Here is a 17413-nt window from a genome sequence, read left to right as displayed (position 1 = left end):
AAAAATTTTTAACTTCAAGCCATAATCAAATCCCTGAAATTATGAGGCTAATTTTACTATTTACCCTGATCTTAGGCTTGTCAATCCCGGCCTATTCGCAAAACTACCAAACCGTTAATAGCTCTGAAGTGAAGCTTTTTGAAAGCCAAAACAATGCAATTCGTGGTTACAGAATAGATTCTCTTAAAGTTCTAGGCAGTGATACTCTGCTCTTTCCATCTCGAACCATTCAGAATGTTGGAGAAGAATGGGATGAGTGCTTTGACGTGCAGGGTGCATCAATGTTTGGCGATTACGTGCAAATAATGCCCAATGGAACAAACTTGTTTTTCAACAAGGATGCAGATACTATCCGCATAAATACCATGGCTCAACAAGGCGAAACGTGGAAGGTTTGGAAGGGTGAAGACTTTGATGTCTACGGTGAAATGGGCGAAACCGTACTCTCAAATGTTTTTGGCATAGCCGATTCTGTAAAATCAATTAAATTAAATGCTTATGACAGCGAGATGAATCTAGTCCAGGATTTTCAATTCAATGATTATTTGATTTCAATATCCAAAAACTATGGATTCTTAACTGCTTTTAATTTTTACGCTTTTCCCGATTTCTACGAAGACTATTTCACATTTTCTGCCATGCAATACTCATTGTACGGCATTGAGAGTCAAGATATCGGTGGGAGCAACTTAACAACTTTCGATATTTTTGACTTCCAGCCTGGCGATATTATTCACTACGAACAAAGCCAAATAAGTGAAGGCTACGGATTTAAACGGGAGGTTCAGGATGTTTATCTGTCAAGAGAAGAATATGCTACAGATTCAATAGTATATGGAATGAATGTGACTGTAATTACTTATAACTACGACGGGACGGGCGATGAGCCGGATATTTCCTTTGAATCAAATCAAACATCCAAAACCGTAATTCCACTGTCGTATTTAGAAAAGCTACCGGGACTTCCATGTGCCAACAATGCTAATATTGAACCGGAATACTATTCGGTTTTAATGACTGATTCTGAATTTATAGAAAAGCAAAGTTTGCAAAACGCTAATCCGGGAGGCACACTGTTTATCAATGACAACCAGGATTGTTATGCTCATGGAGTCGATGGCTTGTGCGGTACGGGTCAGCCGGATATTTATTTGGAAGGTCTTGGCGGGCCCTATTATAATTGTAATATTTCACCGGCTTATATTCGTTCCAAAACATTAAAGTACTTTTTGAAAGATAGCGTGGAGTGGGGAGTACCCTTAGATTTTTCTCTTTCCTTAACCAATGCCCAAAGTCAATTTGATTACACCATTTTCCCAAATCCCGCCAGCGATAAGTTGACTATTAAATTATACCAGGCTATGGTTCCATCAACAGTTGAGATTGTAGATTTGAGCGGGCGCGCAGTATTCAGTAAAACAATCGATGCCACAGCGTCGGAAATTGATATTTCCAAATTGCAAAGCGGACTCTATTTTGTTTGGTTTCCCCTTTCGGGAAATAAATCTGTACGGAAATTGGTAATCCGGTAGTTTTTCAATAAGCAATTTGCAATAGGCAATTTGCAACGGACAATTTGCAACGGACAATACCATAAATGAACTAGTGAGTATAAAACCATATACTCAATACGCAGTACGCAGTACGCAGTACGCAATACTCAATACGCAATACGCAATACATAATACTCAATACTCAACACTAAACTAAAAACGAAACACCATATTGTAAAATCATTTATATTCTGTATATTTGCAGCCGAAAAGCGGATATATTTAACAGCCGCTTAAATATCATTACATCCGCTTGATTCACTATTTCCTTTTTCTACAGTTCGATTTTCGGGTGTTCCAACAAAAATTTTTATGATCACTTTTGAAGAATCGGGTTTAAAGCCTGAAATATTGCGCGCTGTCGCAGATATGGGGTTTGAGAATCCTACCCCCGTACAGGCCGAAACCCTGCCGCTGCTGCACGAACCGCCTACAAATCTTATTGCTCTTGCTCAAACGGGTACGGGTAAAACAGCAGCATTTGGTCTGCCACTTATACACAGAATAGATGCGTCGAATAAAAAAACGCAAGCGCTTGTGCTTTGTCCTACGCGCGAACTCTGTTTGCAAATCACCAAAGACTTTGAAAACTATATGAAATATCTTCCCAAAATTGCTGTAACAGCGATTTACGGAGGTGCTCCTATACATACTCAGGAACGTCAACTCAATAAGGGAAGCCAGATTGTAGTTGGAACTCCGGGTCGTGTTATTGACATGATTAAACGCGGAGCATTAGATTTGGCTAATATCGAGTGGTTTATTCTCGACGAGGCCGACGAAATGCTCAATATGGGATTTAAAGATGATTTGGAAATCATTTTTAATAAAACGCCATCGGAAAAAGCTACCTGGCTATTTTCGGCTACAATGCCACCTCGCGTAGAGTCTATCTCTAAGCGATATATGAAAGATGCGCAACGCATTGCAGTTGGTAAGCGAAATGAAGGAGCTGCAAACGTTTCTCACGAATATTATGTTGTTCAAGCCAGAGATCGGTTTGAAGCATTGCGCCGAATAGTTGCCGTTCACGACGAATTTTACGGTGTTGTTTTTTGCCGTACGCGTCAGGAAACTACAGATGTATCGTCAAAACTTATAAGCATGGGCTATCCTGCCGAAGCTATAAGTGGAGCACTTTCGCAACAACAACGCGATCATGTAATGGGCCGATTCAGAAAAGGTCAGCTTAAATTGCTTATTGCTACAGATGTTGCTGCGCGTGGTATTGATATCGACGACCTTACACACGTTATAAACTTTCAGCTTCCAGATGATCCCGAAGTGTATGTACACAGAAGTGGACGTACCGGGCGCGCAGGAAAAAGTGGAATTGCTGTTTCCATTATTCACGGAAGGCAGAAAAACAAGATCCGCGAGCTTGAAAAAATGACTGGCAAATCGTTTCAGGTGAAGCAAGTGCCTACAATGGACGAAATAGGCCGCAAAAAAGTAGTTGCTCTTGCAGAAGAAATGGTCAATGCTAAAGTGAAAGGCAAAGCAGTTGATTCAATCCTTACCGAAGTCTATTTAATGATGGAAGGAATGACCCGCGAAGACCTTATTGATCAATTCACGAAATGGGCGTATGTACAGGCTCTTGCAGGCGAATCTGCAGCGAGCACCGATATAAATATTTCTGCAAAAGGTGGAGATAGCGACAGACCAGAGCGTGGTAATAGACGCGAGCGTCGAGATTCTGGCGATGATGGTGGCGGAAGAAGAGAGCGTATTAGAAGAGATGACGATGATGGCGGTGGAAGAAGAGAGCGAACCAGAAGAGACGACGATGGTGGAAAAAGCTTTACTCGTGTTGATTTCAACATAGGTTCTGAGCAAAACCTCAATCCCGGAAGATTGATGGGAATGATTAACGAAGTGATGAACAATAGTTCAATCAACTTCGGTAAAATTGAAATCGATCGTGAAAACTCTGCAATTGATATTGACTCTGAACACGCGTCTAATGTGGCTGTTTCTCTTGAAGGAATGCAATTTGGTGCTAAGCAACTTAGAGTAGAGTTAAGCGATAAGCCTCTCGGAAAAGTTGGACGGCCTTCAAAAGGTGGTTCGTCGCGAAGCAGTGATGGTGGTGCAGGATTTGGAAAAAGCAGATCTGGCGGTGGCGGTGGCTACAGCGACCGTAAATCTGGAGGAGATAAATACGACAAGAAAAAAGGAAGTTTTAAAGGCGGGAAGTCTAAGACTGGTTATAAAGGCCGCAAAAAGTAATTTAAAAACTTACAGAATAATCTTATTTAAGGATGCAATTCATTTGCATCCTTATTTTTTTGCTCAATAATTACCGAAGTAAGCAATCCAAATCCATTCGCGAGAAGCATATCTTTGGTGCCGCGCATAACGTGAGATTTTATGCTTTCTCCGCGCGCTTCAGGATCAGATTTTACGCTGGTTTTCTGAAAAATCCAAAAGAGAATCTTAATGTTTACGCCGCTTCCGGTTATTTCATCAACAAGTACATTGGGAGCAGGATTTTTCAATACATCGCTTACCGTATCTATATAATCAAGAATTATGTTTCGCGCCTTATCTACATCATTATCCATATCGATTCCTATTATAAATTCATGGCGTAAAAGTCCATCGCGGGTATAATTTGTTAAAATTCCTTTTACAATGAATGAATTTGGTATCCAGATATCGCGCCCATCAGCGAGGCGCATAAGCGTGCTGCGCAACTCTAAAGCCCTTACGGGACCTTTATATGAACTTACCTCAATGATATCGCCTACCTTAAATGGTTTTTGAACGGCGATAATAAAGCCGGCCAGAAAATTTTCAAGTATATCCTTAAAGGCAAATCCAAAAATTATGGCAGAAATACCCGCACCGGCAAGAATGCTGCCTGCAATATTGGTAAAGCCCAGAGCCCTCGCCGCAACAAGCGATCCAATAATTAGCGATAGCCAGAAGAGAACTTCTCCGCTAAAAGTGGCAACTATGCTGTTATTCAGATTCTTTATAACGCCCCTCTTGAAAAAGCGCCTAAGCAACGACCCTATAATATAGAAAATAAGGAAAATAACAGCTGCTATAAGCAGGCGGGGCGCGTTTGAAGCAAAGGCCTGCCAAAGTTCATTTAGTGCGTTTTTCATTTAATAAGGATTCAATTTCTCATAAAAGTCATAAAGTTATTTCTTTTTTCAATCATTTACCGGTATTGCAATGGGTATTGGCATCTTTGTATTCAAGAATAGAATTGAATGATTGAAAAATCAAAGCGTCAGCTGGCGCTGAAAACAGCGTGGTTCAGCATTTTCGGAAATATTATCCTGGCACTCGCCAAAGGAATTACCGGGGTTTTGGGGAACTCTTACGCGTTAGTTGCCGATGCCATAGAATCTACCACCGATGTATTTTCATCGTTGCTCGTGGTGGTAGGCTTAAAATACTCCACGCGCCCTGCAGACGAAAATCATCCCTACGGCCACGGAAAAGCAGAGGCTGTAGTTACCTTTTTTGTGGTTGCTTTTCTCATCGTATCGGCCGGAATAATTGCCATACAGAGTATAAAAAATATTCAAACACCCCATGCATCACCCGAGCCATTTACGCTCGTAGTATTACTTATTGTAGTGCTAATTAAGGGGCTGTCTTATAGATTTGTAAGTAAAAAAGGAGAACAGTTAAAAAGCACTTCGCTCAAGGCTGATGCATGGCATCACCGCAGCGATGCCATTACCTCGCTACTGGCATTTGTAGGTATCTCAATAGCGCTTTTAATGGGCGATGGATACGAAGCAGCCGACGATTGGGCTGCACTATTGGCATCGGGATTTATTATTTACAATGCTTACCTTATTTTCAGACCTGCCTTAAGTGAGGTGATGGATGAGCATAAATACGATGATCTGGTTGAGCAAATTCGGATTATTTCAGAGAACATATCCGGAGTGGAAGCAACCGAAAAATGCTTTGTTCGAAAGAATGGAATGGTTTTTAATGTTGACCTTCACCTTGTGGTGAATGGCGATATTACTGTGCGCGATGGTCATGAGCTCGCCCATATTGTAAAAGATACTTTATGTACTCAAATTCCGGAAATTGCCGATGTGCACATACATGTTGAACCCGATACATTCTAAAACATCAATACTTTTAATTCATTTTTAGAGGTTCACCTTTAACTACCTGATTTTCTACCTTTGTGAGAACCCAAAAACCAAAAAAATTATGAGAATGCTGTTCCTTGCTATTCCTTTTTTGATGATGCTATCATGCGCCAACAATTCCGAAAAAAATGAGATGAAAGGCCAATCTACCGATTCTGAAAATGTGCCTGATATGCACAACAGCAAGACTTCACTCGATTGGGCAGGTCGCTATACAGGCGTGCTACCTTGCGCCGATTGCGATGGCATTGAAACCATAATTTACCTTTCGGAGGATAATTCATACGCCAAACGCCAAACCAATGTGGGCAAAGGTGCTGACCCGATTGAAGAGTCGGGAGAATATACATGGAGTGAAGATGGTGGAAGTATTACTCTTGGTGCAGATAATCAGAAGTATAAAGTAGGCGAGAATGTGCTCATTGCTCTCGATCAGTCGGGAAAAGAAATTACAGGTGATATTGCTGAAAAATACAGACTTTCTAAAGCTTTCGCAGATAGTAAGATAGAAAACATAACCTGGGAGCTCACAGAAATTGACGGAGTAAAAGTAACCGATGGTGATACTGATTCAAAAGCTTATTTCATTCTCAATAGTTCCGAAGGTCGCGTAAGCGGAAACCTGGGTTGCAATAATTTCTTTGGTACTTATGCACTGGAGAGCGGAATGCGTATTTCGTTTGGCCAAATGGGAGTTACAATGATAGCCTGCCCCGGTATGAGTGCCGAGCAAAGACTGAATGAAATTTTTGGAGTGACAGATAATTATACTGTGCAAAACGGCATTTTGTCTTTGAATAAAGCACGTATGGCGCCATTAGCTGTTTTTAAAGCAGTTGATAAATAAACGCAACTGTTTGAGCATATGGTTATGAGGTTTATTGTATTGGTTTTTGCTGGTTTGCTTTCGGCGATACCCGTAATGAGCCAAAATTCGATTGATCTTATTACCATTTCCGGAAGGCTTGGTTTACCATCTGATTACGATCCTGCATTAAAGAATAAAGCCAGAGAATCGGGCGGGCTTGTCAACCTGAAAATCCCTATTGTTTTTAGTGATAAAACAATTTGGTATTCCAATTTCACGTATACCTACTCTAAGGTTTCCAATGGCCTTGGCTTGCCGGCAGAGGTTATGAACCCTATAAATCTGCACGGCCTGGTGTTTCAAACCGGAATCGTTCAGCGCATAGATGATAAGCAGGCTGTTCAATTGCTTTTCGTTCCGCGGTTTATGAGCGATTTTGTGAATCCGGGTAGCGACGCGTGGCAGTTTGGTGCGGTGGGTCTTTTTGAAAATAAGTTTGGCGAAAACCTGCTCATGCGCTTCGGGGTTTTGTACAATCACGAAATGTCCGGCCCCTTGCTTGTGCCACTCATTGATATAAATTGGAAATTTGCGCCACGTTGGAGCATTACCGGTCTTATCCCCATTTACGGTAAAGTGAATTATGAGCTTACCGATCGATTAACAACCGGTTTTAGCTTATTCGGGTTAGTAACCAGCTACGCTTTAAGCGACCCATTTTACAATACCGATTATATGGAGAGGACAAGCGTTGATCTGGCGCTTTTCGCGAAATGGAATCTTGCAGGGAATATTTTTCTTGAGGGACGAGTTGGGTATGCGCTGGCACGGACTTACAAACAATACGATAAATCTGAAAAAGTAGATTTAAAGATCAGTATTTTTAAAATTGGTGACAATAGGGGAGAACCTGTGAATCCGGTTTTTAAAGATGGAGCCATTGGGGAGTTGCGGTTGGTGTATTCGCTGCCGATTTGAGTCTTGAGTTGCTAGTTTCGAGTGCTGGATAGCGAGATTGTTGCGCTGTAGAAAGAGAGCTGTAAGCCTCAAGCTTTAGGTGGCTTTTTGGGTGGGAAGAAATTTAATCATGAGATCAAAATTGGAAGCCTGCTTTCTGTTATATTTTTGATGTTGATTGTTGTTATAACACAAAACTTCCAATGTTAATTTCTTCAGATGTGCTTGTTTAAATCGCGAAGATTGAATTCGATATTAACAACACTCCCCAGTAACGAATTATTACAACCTTTTGCTAGTAACACCTTTTTTCTCTTCCAAGTATCCATCAGCACTTAATATTTGTAATTTTCCTTTATTTAACCTAGGAAATTCACGAATCATGTAATGGTCTAAAACGCCAGACTCATGAGCTTCTTTAGTCGTAATCCCCTTATCTACCGCCCAATCCAAACTTTCCTTCACAGATATTTGTCCTAATCTGCTAACACGACCCCCTTTCATACGATATATCGAATTGTTGAAATAGCTGCTTCATATTAAATTGATATATAAATAGTAGTGCCAGAGGCACGACCGTTATTTTAGCCATGGAGTTTACTCCGTGGATAGAAATCATTAAGCAATTCCTAAAGTACCAGAGGTACGACCGTTTTTACCCAAAACACCCGACCTTCTTTTTTGTAATGATATCAAACGAGCGGATCGAAAAGATAATCAGGATCAAAGTCAATATTCTGATCTTTCAGAAGAAGCAGAAATTCTTCCAGAAAGGTGACATTACGGTGATGTTCTTCCTGATTTTTGATGTATTGATATATTCCATCCACTTCTCTATAAGAATGCGAAAATAAGCCCGAGCCACCTTGCCATCTAAAAGGAGAATCAAATAAACGTTCATCATTGAAATCTTTGGAAGATTTGGCCTTCACTTTCTGAAGAATATCTGACGGAGCATATTTTGGCGGGATATTAAATAAGCAATGAACATGATCCTCCACACCATTTACAATAAGTGGAGTACAATCTGCATCTTTGATTTGTTGTCCAATTATGGCCAACGCCTTATGGCGAACAGAATCAATTAATATTGATTTTCGATACTTTACCGCAAATACGGCATGAATGAAAAGTTGAGAATAGGTATTGGCCATGATTAGAAAACGATTTATTGGTTATCGGTTTCAATATACGAATTGATTTTCAATACAAGCGATGTTGAAACAGGCAATAACGGTCGTGCCTCTGGCACTTTGTATTTTGTTTCTGCATTTTGTCGGATGGTTAAAACCATCCGCTAAAATAACGATCGTGCCTCTGGCACTTGGGTGGCCGCCTTCAATCAATTCCAATACCTGATCGCGCATAGGCTCCCGCTCGGCAAAGAGATAATCTTCAATCAGTTTTTCTGTTCGCTCGGGAGATAGGTTTTCTTCTGTTACCAACTTCTTAAACGCCTTCTGCTGTTCTTCGCTCCAGTATTGGTCAAAGGCGGGTTCAACTTCATCGGCGTCTTCAAAAACGGGTAGGTTCTCCAGAATAAACTTCTCTATCAATTCGCGTATGCTGCGCAGGGATGTTTCGGTACCCAGCAAGTTGAATATTTCCTGCTCTGGTGATCCACGCTTTTCTTATACCCCAAGCTACCCTCGGCAACATCGTTTAAATCGAAACTATCAAAGTCTTCGTCGAAATTGATAAATCCATTGGCATCCGGATAGGGTTCATTTGCGCTATAGCTGAGACTATGCATAGGCTATGCTGTGGATCGGCTGGTTTAGTTCAAGAAATATTTTGTTTTGGAAATCTTTTCACCGATCTTATTTTTATCTTGCAATATAATTATATTTCTTAGGTATGATAAGAGTTGAGAATTTAGAACATTTAAAAAAATTAGCTTCTCGTGTTAACGGAGATTTTGTAGACTTTCATATTCTCATCGCTGGCGGTTTAGCCCGGAGTAGTAAGCGAATTCAGTACGACCCTCAATTTGATGCGTTTTGTATAATCAATGAAATTGATGAATCTTTTCAAGAGATAGCATCAAATCGGATAAGCTCTGAGACAAACCTAATTGATGCAATCGAAAAAAATGCGCTATTTCAACATTGATTTAACGAATATGGAGCGGTATTTCAGATTCAATTGCTCTTGCTGTTTTCATTTATTTTTTAGGAATTGTAAAGAAAGCATTTCGGGATTACAAATGCCGCATTGTGGGGCGCATGCCCAGCGGAGCGGGTAGAATCTATTCTGTATTTGTTACGAAATTTATCGGCCATGATGCTGAAAAAATGGGGGCATTTCCTGTGAATTTGAATTAAATAATTGATTATTTGCAATTTGGCCGGTGTGTTTTTGGTGGTTATGGGTGAACCGTTGGACAAAAGGCATAACTCGTCTCTACCACATATACCTATTCGGAAAACAATCCTTACTTTAACCCACTGAAAAAGTGAGCATAGTGAACAACACCAACATAACCAGATTAAAACCTCGAAAGGCACTGAATAAAGCCTTTCTGAAAGTAAAGCCAAACCGGCAGGAGATAGAGCAATTTAAGGCAAACTTAATACAATTGCTCGATAGAACCAACGCCATCGAAAGCGAAGAGTTTCACAAAAACCTGGTAATTGACTTTCTGAAAAAGACCTATTACGACCCCAACCATTTTGTAAATACCAAAGGCCGCAACGATCTGGTTATTCACAACGGCGCCAAGGCAAAAACAACAGTGGGCGTAATTGTAGAAGCCAAGAAGCCAACCAATACCGCCGAAATGGTTAAGGCTGTAGCCGATGATGCCCCATTTGTTGAAAAGCTTGCTGCACTAAATACCAAAGCTTTTCACGAACTGGTGCTCTACTACCTGCGCGAACGCATTACTGCCAAAAATTTGGAAGTAAAACAGCTTGTGGTAACAAATAGCTACGAGTGGTTTATTTTTGACGCCACTGTCTTTGAGCGGCTCTTTGCCCAAAACAAAGTTCTAGTAAGGCAGTTTACCGATTTTGAAGAAGGCCGACTGGCTGGCACCAATACCGATTTCTTTTACAAGCAAATAGCCGAACCGTTTATAGCACAGCTGCAAACAGATTTCGATTATACCTATTTTAATCTGAACGATTACAAAAAGCCGCTGCGTAATGCCGATAAAAAAGACGATACCAAGCTTATAGCTCTCTACAAGCTGCTATCGCCCGAGCATTTGCTCAAGCTACCATTTGCAAACGACAGCAATAGCCTCGATAAGCGGTTTTACAGCGAATTGTTACACATCATTGGCCTGAACGAAACCAAGCAAGGCGGCAAAAAACTGATAGAGCGAAACTCCGAAAAAGCAATAAACTCGGGTAGCATACTCGAAGATGCCATTATTCAACTCGACAGCCTTGACAAAATATACCGCCTTGAAAAACCAGCACAGTATGGCGACACCCACAAGGAGCGGCTTTTTAATGTGGCACTCGAACTCTCCATTACCTGGATAAACCGCATCTTGTTTTTAAAACTGCTCGAAGCACAGCTCCTTACTTACCACAAAGGCAATTCCGAAAAGGCTTTTTTGAATTCCAATAAAGTAAAAGATTACGACGATCTGAATCGACTCTTTTTTCAGGTGCTTGCCAAGAAGCACGATGCGCGTAACACCGATGTAAAAGAAGCTTTCAAACATGTGCCGTACCTAAACTCTTCGCTCTTTGAGCCCACCGAGATAGAGCAAACCACCCTGCTGATCAGCAATTTGAGCAACGACAAGACCCTGCCCATCCTTCCGGGAACGGTGCTGAAAGATGTAAATGGCAAAAAGCGGACAGGACGAATGAAAACCCTTGACTATCTATTCGCTTTTTTGAATGCCTACGATTTTAGCAGCGAAGGAAGCGAAAACATTCAAGAAGACAACAAGACACTTATAAACGCTTCTGTGCTGGGGCTAATTTTCGAAAAGATAAACGGCTACAAAGACGGCTCTTTCTTTACGCCCGGCTTCATAACCATGTATATGTGCCGCGAAACCATCCGCAAGGCGGTGGTGCAAAAGTTTAACGATACCAAAGGCTGGCAGTGCAGCGACCTGGATGCCATCTACGATAAAATTGAAGATCGAGCCGAAGCCAATACCATTGTAAACTCAATTAAAATATGCGATCCTGCTGTAGGCTCTGGTCACTTCTTGGTATCGGCATTAAATGAAATCATAGCCGTTAAAAATGACCTGAAAATACTCCAAGACCGCCAAGGACGCCGCCTAAAAGAGTATGTAGCCGAAGTGGTAAACGATGAGCTGATTATTACCGACGAAGAAGGCGAACTCTTTGACTACAACCCTAACAACGCAGAGAGCCAGCGGGTGCAGGAAACCCTCTTTCACGAAAAGCAAACCCTGATAGAAAACTGCCTTTTTGGGGTTGACATAAACCCAAACTCGGTAAAAATATGCCGGCTACGGCTATGGATAGAGCTCTTGAAAAACGCCTATTACATAAAGCACGTAGAAAACTCCTCCCCTGAAAAGGGGAGGTGGCCAAAGGCCGGAGGGGTTAAGTTCAACAACCTCCCATACCTAAAAACCTTCCGCAAGAATCTAAGAAATAATTTAACCCCAGCTGAAGCAAAACTCTGGACTTTGTTAAAAGGCAAAGGCCTTGAAGGAAGAAAATTCAGGCGACAGCATAGTTTTGCCAATTACATACTTGATTTTTATTGCCCAGAAGAGCGGCTGGCCATTGAGCTGGATGGACAAGGCCATTTTGAAGCCACCCAGGCTGAATATGATCGAGAGCGGGATTTATTCCTGGAATATTCCGGTATACGCGTTTTGAGATTCGAAAATAAGTGGGTTTGGAATAATCCGGGAGGATTGTTGGAAGAGGTTAAAAATTATTTTGGTAAACAACCAGCCCGTTCTGGGGACAAAAGTGATTTGAAAGATCAGCAACCACCACGTCCTGGGGACACCCTTGATTTAATTGATAAGCAACCACCCCGTCCTACGGACACCCCTCCTTTGAAAGGAGGGGAGCGGGAGCTTGTTGAACTACAAACCTTGCCCAATATTGACATCAACATCAAGTGCGGCAACTCGCTAATAAGCAGGTTTAGTATAGATGCCAGCCTGAGCAAAGCCCTGCGCAAAAGCAAGTTTACAATAGACAGTTACCGCGTAGCTGTAAGCACTTACCGCAATGCACAAAACAAGGAAGAAAAGCACGAAATGGAGCGGCTGATAGCGGGCATAAAATCCGATTTTGAAACCACCATTGAAACGCCCTTCATCAAAAAACTATCAAAAGCGCGCGGGGCAGTAGAAAAGCTTGCCACTGAAATAAACACCCGCCACCAGTGGGGCGAAGCCACAAAAGCTCTTACCAAAGACCTGGACAAAGCCTCCAAAAAACTAAAAACCCTCGAAGCCACCCGCACCGAAGTAGAAAACAACAAGGTATTTGAAAATGCCTTTGAATGGCGGTTTGAATTTCCCGAAGTGCTCAATGAGAAGGGCGACTTTGTGGGGTTTGATGTGGTTATTGGGAATCCGCCGTACATCAGGCAGGAAGAGCTGGGCGACATAAAGCCATACCTACAAGAGCATTACAAAATTTACGCTGGCACGGCCGATCTATACGTGTATTTTGTAGAGCGCGCACTCACCATAATGCGCATCGGTGCGGCATTTAGCTATATTATACCCAATAAGTGGATGCGCGCGGGCTACGGCAGCGCACTTCGCAGCTTCCTGCAAGAGCAGCGCCTTACCGAAATTATAGACTTTGGCGACCTACCCGTATTCGAAGAAGCCACCACCTACCCCTGCATTATGCAAATGGAAAAGGCGGCTGTAGCCAATGTGTTTAGGGCAGCAACCGTTACGGCGCTCAACTATGCCGATGGGCTTGACTTTAGTCACCACCTGTCGCGCTTTGAAGTATTGGCGGGTGAGTTGCGCACCGAAGGCTGGTCGCTTGTGCCCAAAGATGTACAGCAGCTTCTCGCCAAAATACGCAGCAAGGGTGTGCCGCTTAGCGAATATGTGGAGGGTAAGATATACTACGGTATTAAAACCGGACTCAACGAAGCTTTTGTAATTGATCAAGCTACGCGCGATCGGCTTATAGCTGAAGATGTACGATCGGAAGAGGTTATTAAACCATTTTTGGCTGGGAGAGATATTAAACGGTATAAGCAGCCTGAGAGTGATAATTACATTTTGTTTATACCCTGGCATTTTCCTTTGCATAAAGATGAAAGTGTTTACGGTGCTTCTAAAGAGGCTGAACTGGAATTTGAAAAGCGATTTCCTTCCGTGTACAATCATCTTTTGAAGTTTAAAGGAAAACTTGAAAAAAGAAACAAAGCTGAAACAGGGGTACGTTATGAATGGTATGCACTTCAAAGATGTGCAGCAACTTATTATGAAGAGTTTGATAAGCCGAAAATCATTATTCCGGCAATTGCAAAGAGTGCAAATTATGCTTATGACACCAAGGGCAATTATGGCAACGATAAAACTACAATAATCCCATTGAGTGATTTTAATCTTTTAGGACAGCTCAACTCAAAACTCGTTGATTTTTATTTTAAAAGTATAGCCAGCACTAAGCAGAATGGCTATTTTGAGTATAAGCCTGTTTACATCAATCAATTGCCAATATTACCAGACTTTCACCCTGTTATAAGCGGAGGTGCTGAAGATCTTCTCTCGGCTTATGCGAATGGAGACAGAGAGACAATTGAGCTATTAGAGTTTGGTAATGATCGGGATATGTATGAGTTATATGGGTTGACGGAGGATGAAATATTTTTGATTGAGCATGCTGATAGTGTGATTTTTAATAGGTAAATTATTTTGAAATGGATGAAAGAATAAGAGAAAAAGTATTTCACGCAATAGGTGAGATGTATGTTCCTAAAGAAGTAGTATATTATTTAGGAGCCGGTGCAAGCTTTAATGGTCTTCCCTTGGTTAAAAATTTTGAAGAACAAATGGAGAAACAAGTGGAATGGTTACTTTCTGAAGATGTCCAAAAAAAATTAAAGGGCATAACTACAGAAGAGATCAATCACTATCAAAATAACGTTGCAGAAATAAGTCAGAATTCCAAAAATCATGCAAGCATTGACACTTATGCAAAAAAACTTTACATCACGAACAGAAAAAAGTATGAGATTCTAAAAATAACTTTGAGTGTCTTCTTGACAATTGAGCAGCTCAGAAATGGGCCGGATTTCAGATATGATTCATTTTTTGCCAGTATAATTGGTAATACTGCAGATGATCTCCCAGCCAACTTCGGAATAATCTCATGGAATTACGATTGCCACATTGAATTGGCATATATGAAATACGCTGAAGAATATAGATTACAAAAGGTTCAAAATTTGCTTCATATTAATAGTAAAAATCACTTCATACATAGAGCGCTTGGATTCTTCAATGTCCTTAAATTAAATGGCAGTGCTACAATTATCAATGAAGGTGAAAATATTCTTGGACTATCACAAGCTATCATTCATGATTGGCCTAAATCCTTCAGTTCGGATAATATTAAGCAAATTAAAGAGGTTTTTGATAGTTATGTGAACTTATTTTCAGCGATTGATAATAATCTTAAAGACCTTGAGCAAAAAGAAAATTCTATAAATTGTAATCTGTCATTTTGCTGGGAGAAAGAATTTAAAATGGCTAATAATGCTGTAATTGAAACTGGTATAGAAATGATCCAAACAGCTAAAAATATTGTCGTTATTGGTTATTCCTTTCCATTTTTCAACCGAGACATTGATGAAGCGTTTTTTAAATCAATGCGTGCCGATGCTGTCGTTTATATCCAAGACCCGAGGGCAGAAGGCATTGTAAATTCTTTGAAAGAGAGATTTCCTGAACTTGAAAACAACATCAAACCCATCACCTTAAACATTGATGACAACACCGCTCTACCATTAAGTCGTCGAATTGATGGTTTCTTTATTCCCACGGATATTAAAATGGGAGGTAGCCCAGAATTTTATAAAATAACTGTACCCAAATTCTCGGAATCACAACATTGATATAAAAATTTTATGGCATTTGATGACGAACCAATAATAGATAGGAATTCTGAAATTTCAGAAAAGTCTATAACCGAAGTAAAGAATTGTTTTTCTCGAAGAAACGGATTCGTTAGTCACATTATCGATGGTACAGATGATTATGGAGTCGATATTGACTGCCATGTAATTAATGATGGAAAAGCAAAAAGTTTTCAATTTCCAATTCAGGTTAAAAGTTCAGACTGCTTTCAAGAAAAAGAGATAGATGGTAGTAAATATAAAACACTAAATTTTAGAACTAGCAGACTGGGTTATCTTATCAAGTTTAAGCCTCAAGTTGGGATAATAGTTGTTTATGATGATTCTGAGAATAATTGCTATTATGAATTTGCATTCAAAGTTATAACCAAATTCGACAACAAAAAAATAATGATAAGTGGTTGAAGCAAACAACTGTAACCATTGCGATTCCTTGTAAGAATATTTTGACACCATCTACTCTGAAAGAGTTGCACACACAATTAGAAAATTTTAATGCTCAACATAACAAGCTTTTTGACGAACATGGATATAAGTATAGTTTACCGAATATAAAGGGGCTTAACCCAGTACAAATACTTGAGGAGTATGGTGAATTAATGTTGTCTTCGAATCACGTTTTCGAATTGCGTTCTATTCTTGACAACCTCGATAAAAGCATTTTAAAGCAGCCATACTTTTCTTACATAGCGGCACTTACTTATGCTGAAGTTGGAGATATTCTGGAGGCAGATTATTTCTTTCGTATCGTAAAAAGGCACACATCGAATTATACACAAAACCAGCGAGAAAATTTAGAATTTCAAGAGTATAAATATAAATTCCATTCGGGTGAGTACTCGCGAAGTGAATTGCGAAGTCAACTTCTAAAAATGGAAGGAACGATTACTAATAATAGTAGAAAATTACAATTAGAAATTGCACTTTTCCAAGAAGATGTACATGATAGTGTCTTAAAATCAGGGATTGATTGGCAACTTATTGACAGGTTTAAAATCTTAGTTAAAAAAATTGAAGAAATAACGGATTCAAATTTTAACAGAAATTTACAATTGCTTTCAAGTTGTGAAGCGATATCTCACTACTTAACTTATTTACTCACTAAAGAATTGGTTAATTCGCGGATTAGAGAAGAAGTTGGCAGTACAAGTTTTCCCGAGATATCAAGACGAATTATTTTAGAAGTCGGCGATTGCATAAATCTCTGTCATAAGTATATCACTAATTTAATTTTGAAAGCCGAAAAAAAGGAAGATAATATTCTTTTGAGTCATTCAAATTATTCTTTTGCCGTCTTACACTTTGGGAATTTTTATGCTTACTTTGTTGCTTCTATTCAATGGGAAAATAGAGAAGAATTAATGACGTTTTTTGAAGAGTTGCTGAGACGTGCAATTGCTTCATATAACGGATTCACGAAATTACACCTTGAGCCGCTTGCATACAGCGCAATCCATCTAAGTTGGGAAATTCATCTATTAGCCAGCAAATGGGCAAAATTGGATCTCACTCCCATTATGTCAGTTGACAAAATTCTCGAAAAGAAAGAAAGGTTCATTTCCGCAGATTTCAAAAAAGGAAATGGTTCAATAGTACTCACGACTTTTGATGAAAAAAAGGAAATTTTTGGTGAATCCCCAATTAAAGAATTTCAAGAATTCAATGACTATCAAATTGAGAAAATGGCTGAAATATTTTTACAAGATAATAATTTGCCTCAAGAAAGATTACCAAGAATCATTAATGAAATTAAAGATAAAACGTATCCACCCGACCATCCCATATTGCCTAATTCCCACCCCCGCCTGATCTTTGTCGAAAATAATTTTGATGAAGTTACAAGAAAAAATGTTTGCTCTGGTTCAAGCCTGGCAAGAGAGCGGAATGGT

At 40.1% G+C, this 17413-nt stretch carries 14 protein-coding genes; 10 read left to right on the top strand and 4 right to left on the bottom strand.

Going from position 1 to position 17413, the window contains the following annotated elements:
* Positions 1-41: 41 nt before the first annotated feature.
* Together G3O08_RS14675 and G3O08_RS14670 are read left to right on the top strand one after the other, a co-directional pair.
* Positions 42-1532, top strand: a complete 1491-nt coding sequence (locus G3O08_RS14675; protein ID WP_163286141.1) for a T9SS type A sorting domain-containing protein — start codon at positions 42-44, stop codon at positions 1530-1532.
* A gap of 333 nt (positions 1533-1865) precedes the next feature.
* Positions 1866-3785, top strand: a complete 1920-nt coding sequence (locus G3O08_RS14670; RefSeq protein WP_163286140.1) for a DEAD/DEAH box helicase — start codon at positions 1866-1868, stop codon at positions 3783-3785.
* Between the two features lie 26 nt (positions 3786-3811).
* Here G3O08_RS14670 and G3O08_RS14665 read toward each other — a convergent pair whose 3' ends face one another.
* Positions 3812-4669, bottom strand: coding sequence for a mechanosensitive ion channel family protein (locus tag G3O08_RS14665; protein WP_163286139.1), 858 nt, complete (start codon positions 4667-4669; stop codon positions 3812-3814).
* Positions 4670-4777: 108 nt separating this feature from the next.
* Here G3O08_RS14665 and G3O08_RS14660 point away from each other — a divergent pair, with 108 nt between their 5' ends.
* The 3 genes from G3O08_RS14660 (at position 4778) to G3O08_RS14650 (ending at position 7472) form a co-directional block, all read left to right on the top strand.
* The gene (locus G3O08_RS14660; RefSeq protein ID WP_163286138.1) at positions 4778-5659 is read left to right on the top strand and encodes a cation diffusion facilitator family transporter; all 882 of its coding nucleotides are present in this window, start codon (positions 4778-4780) and stop codon (positions 5657-5659) included.
* Between the two features lie 88 nt (positions 5660-5747).
* Positions 5748-6533 (top strand): copper resistance protein NlpE N-terminal domain-containing protein, encoded by a 786-nt coding sequence (locus G3O08_RS14655; RefSeq protein WP_163286137.1) that lies wholly within the window; start codon positions 5748-5750, stop codon positions 6531-6533.
* A 24-nt stretch (positions 6534-6557) separates the two neighbouring features.
* Positions 6558-7472, top strand: a complete 915-nt coding sequence (locus G3O08_RS14650; protein WP_163286136.1) for a DUF6268 family outer membrane beta-barrel protein — start codon at positions 6558-6560, stop codon at positions 7470-7472.
* Between the two features lie 261 nt (positions 7473-7733).
* Here the strand turns inward: G3O08_RS14650 and G3O08_RS14645 are convergent, their stop codons facing one another.
* The 3 genes from G3O08_RS14645 to G3O08_RS14635 all read right to left on the bottom strand — a co-directional run bounded on the left by G3O08_RS14645 (position 7734) and on the right by G3O08_RS14635 (position 9055).
* Positions 7734-7916, bottom strand: coding sequence for a hypothetical protein (locus tag G3O08_RS14645; protein WP_163286135.1), 183 nt, complete (start codon positions 7914-7916; stop codon positions 7734-7736).
* 227 nt (positions 7917-8143) lie between these two features.
* The gene (tnpA, locus tag G3O08_RS14640; RefSeq protein ID WP_163286134.1) at positions 8144-8605 is read right to left on the bottom strand and encodes an IS200/IS605 family transposase; all 462 of its coding nucleotides are present in this window, start codon (positions 8603-8605) and stop codon (positions 8144-8146) included.
* 30 nt (positions 8606-8635) lie between these two features.
* A complete protein-coding gene (locus G3O08_RS14635; protein ID WP_163286168.1) occupies positions 8636-9055 on the bottom strand; it encodes a type I restriction endonuclease subunit R, EcoR124 family in 420 nt (139 codons plus the stop codon).
* 253 nt (positions 9056-9308) lie between these two features.
* On the opposite strand from G3O08_RS14635, the gene G3O08_RS14630 reads away from it, so the two are divergent.
* From G3O08_RS14630 to G3O08_RS14610, 5 genes are all read left to right on the top strand, one after another.
* The gene (locus G3O08_RS14630) at positions 9309-9563 is read left to right on the top strand and encodes a hypothetical protein (RefSeq protein WP_163286133.1); all 255 of its coding nucleotides are present in this window, start codon (positions 9309-9311) and stop codon (positions 9561-9563) included.
* Positions 9564-9915: 352 nt separating this feature from the next.
* Complete coding sequence (locus G3O08_RS14625; protein WP_163286132.1) at positions 9916-14295, top strand: DUF7149 domain-containing protein; 4380 nt, start codon at positions 9916-9918, stop codon at positions 14293-14295.
* A gap of 11 nt (positions 14296-14306) precedes the next feature.
* Complete coding sequence (locus G3O08_RS14620; protein WP_163286131.1) at positions 14307-15503, top strand: hypothetical protein; 1197 nt, start codon at positions 14307-14309, stop codon at positions 15501-15503.
* A 12-nt stretch (positions 15504-15515) separates the two neighbouring features.
* The gene (locus tag G3O08_RS14615) at positions 15516-15929 is read left to right on the top strand and encodes a DUF4365 domain-containing protein (protein ID WP_163286130.1); all 414 of its coding nucleotides are present in this window, start codon (positions 15516-15518) and stop codon (positions 15927-15929) included.
* A partial coding sequence (locus G3O08_RS14610) for a hypothetical protein (RefSeq protein WP_163286129.1) occupies positions 15926-17413 on the top strand: 1488 nt, incomplete at its 3' end. The genes G3O08_RS14615 and G3O08_RS14610, both read left to right, overlap by 4 nt.

It is taken from the genome of Cryomorpha ignava (assembly GCF_010686655.1).
Taxonomy (GTDB): Bacteria; Bacteroidota; Bacteroidia; order Flavobacteriales_D; family Cryomorphaceae; genus Cryomorpha; species Cryomorpha ignava.
This window is presented reverse-complemented; position numbering and strand designations above follow the sequence as displayed.

What these genes read in the sequence shown, in the direction of transcription:
- G3O08_RS14670 (WP_163286140.1), top strand. Translation starts at nt 1,866, where the DNA reads ATGATCACTTTTGAAGAATCGGGTTTAAAGCCTGAAATATTGCGCGCT.
- G3O08_RS14630 (WP_163286133.1), top strand. Translation starts at nt 9,309, where the DNA reads ATGATAAGAGTTGAGAATTTAGAACATTTAAAAAAATTAGCTTCTCGT.
- G3O08_RS14615 (WP_163286130.1), top strand. Translation starts at nt 15,516, where the DNA reads ATGGCATTTGATGACGAACCAATAATAGATAGGAATTCTGAAATTTCA.
- G3O08_RS14675 (WP_163286141.1), top strand. Translation starts at nt 42, where the DNA reads ATGAGGCTAATTTTACTATTTACCCTGATCTTAGGCTTGTCAATCCCG.
- G3O08_RS14655 (WP_163286137.1), top strand. Translation starts at nt 5,748, where the DNA reads ATGAGAATGCTGTTCCTTGCTATTCCTTTTTTGATGATGCTATCATGC.
- G3O08_RS14620 (WP_163286131.1), top strand. Translation starts at nt 14,307, where the DNA reads ATGGATGAAAGAATAAGAGAAAAAGTATTTCACGCAATAGGTGAGATG.
- G3O08_RS14660 (WP_163286138.1), top strand. Translation starts at nt 4,778, where the DNA reads ATGATTGAAAAATCAAAGCGTCAGCTGGCGCTGAAAACAGCGTGGTTC.
- G3O08_RS14665 (WP_163286139.1), bottom strand. Translation starts at nt 4,669, where the DNA reads ATGAAAAACGCACTAAATGAACTTTGGCAGGCCTTTGCTTCAAACGCG.
- G3O08_RS14650 (WP_163286136.1), top strand. Translation starts at nt 6,558, where the DNA reads ATGAGGTTTATTGTATTGGTTTTTGCTGGTTTGCTTTCGGCGATACCC.
- tnpA (WP_163286134.1), bottom strand. Translation starts at nt 8,605, where the DNA reads ATGGCCAATACCTATTCTCAACTTTTCATTCATGCCGTATTTGCGGTA.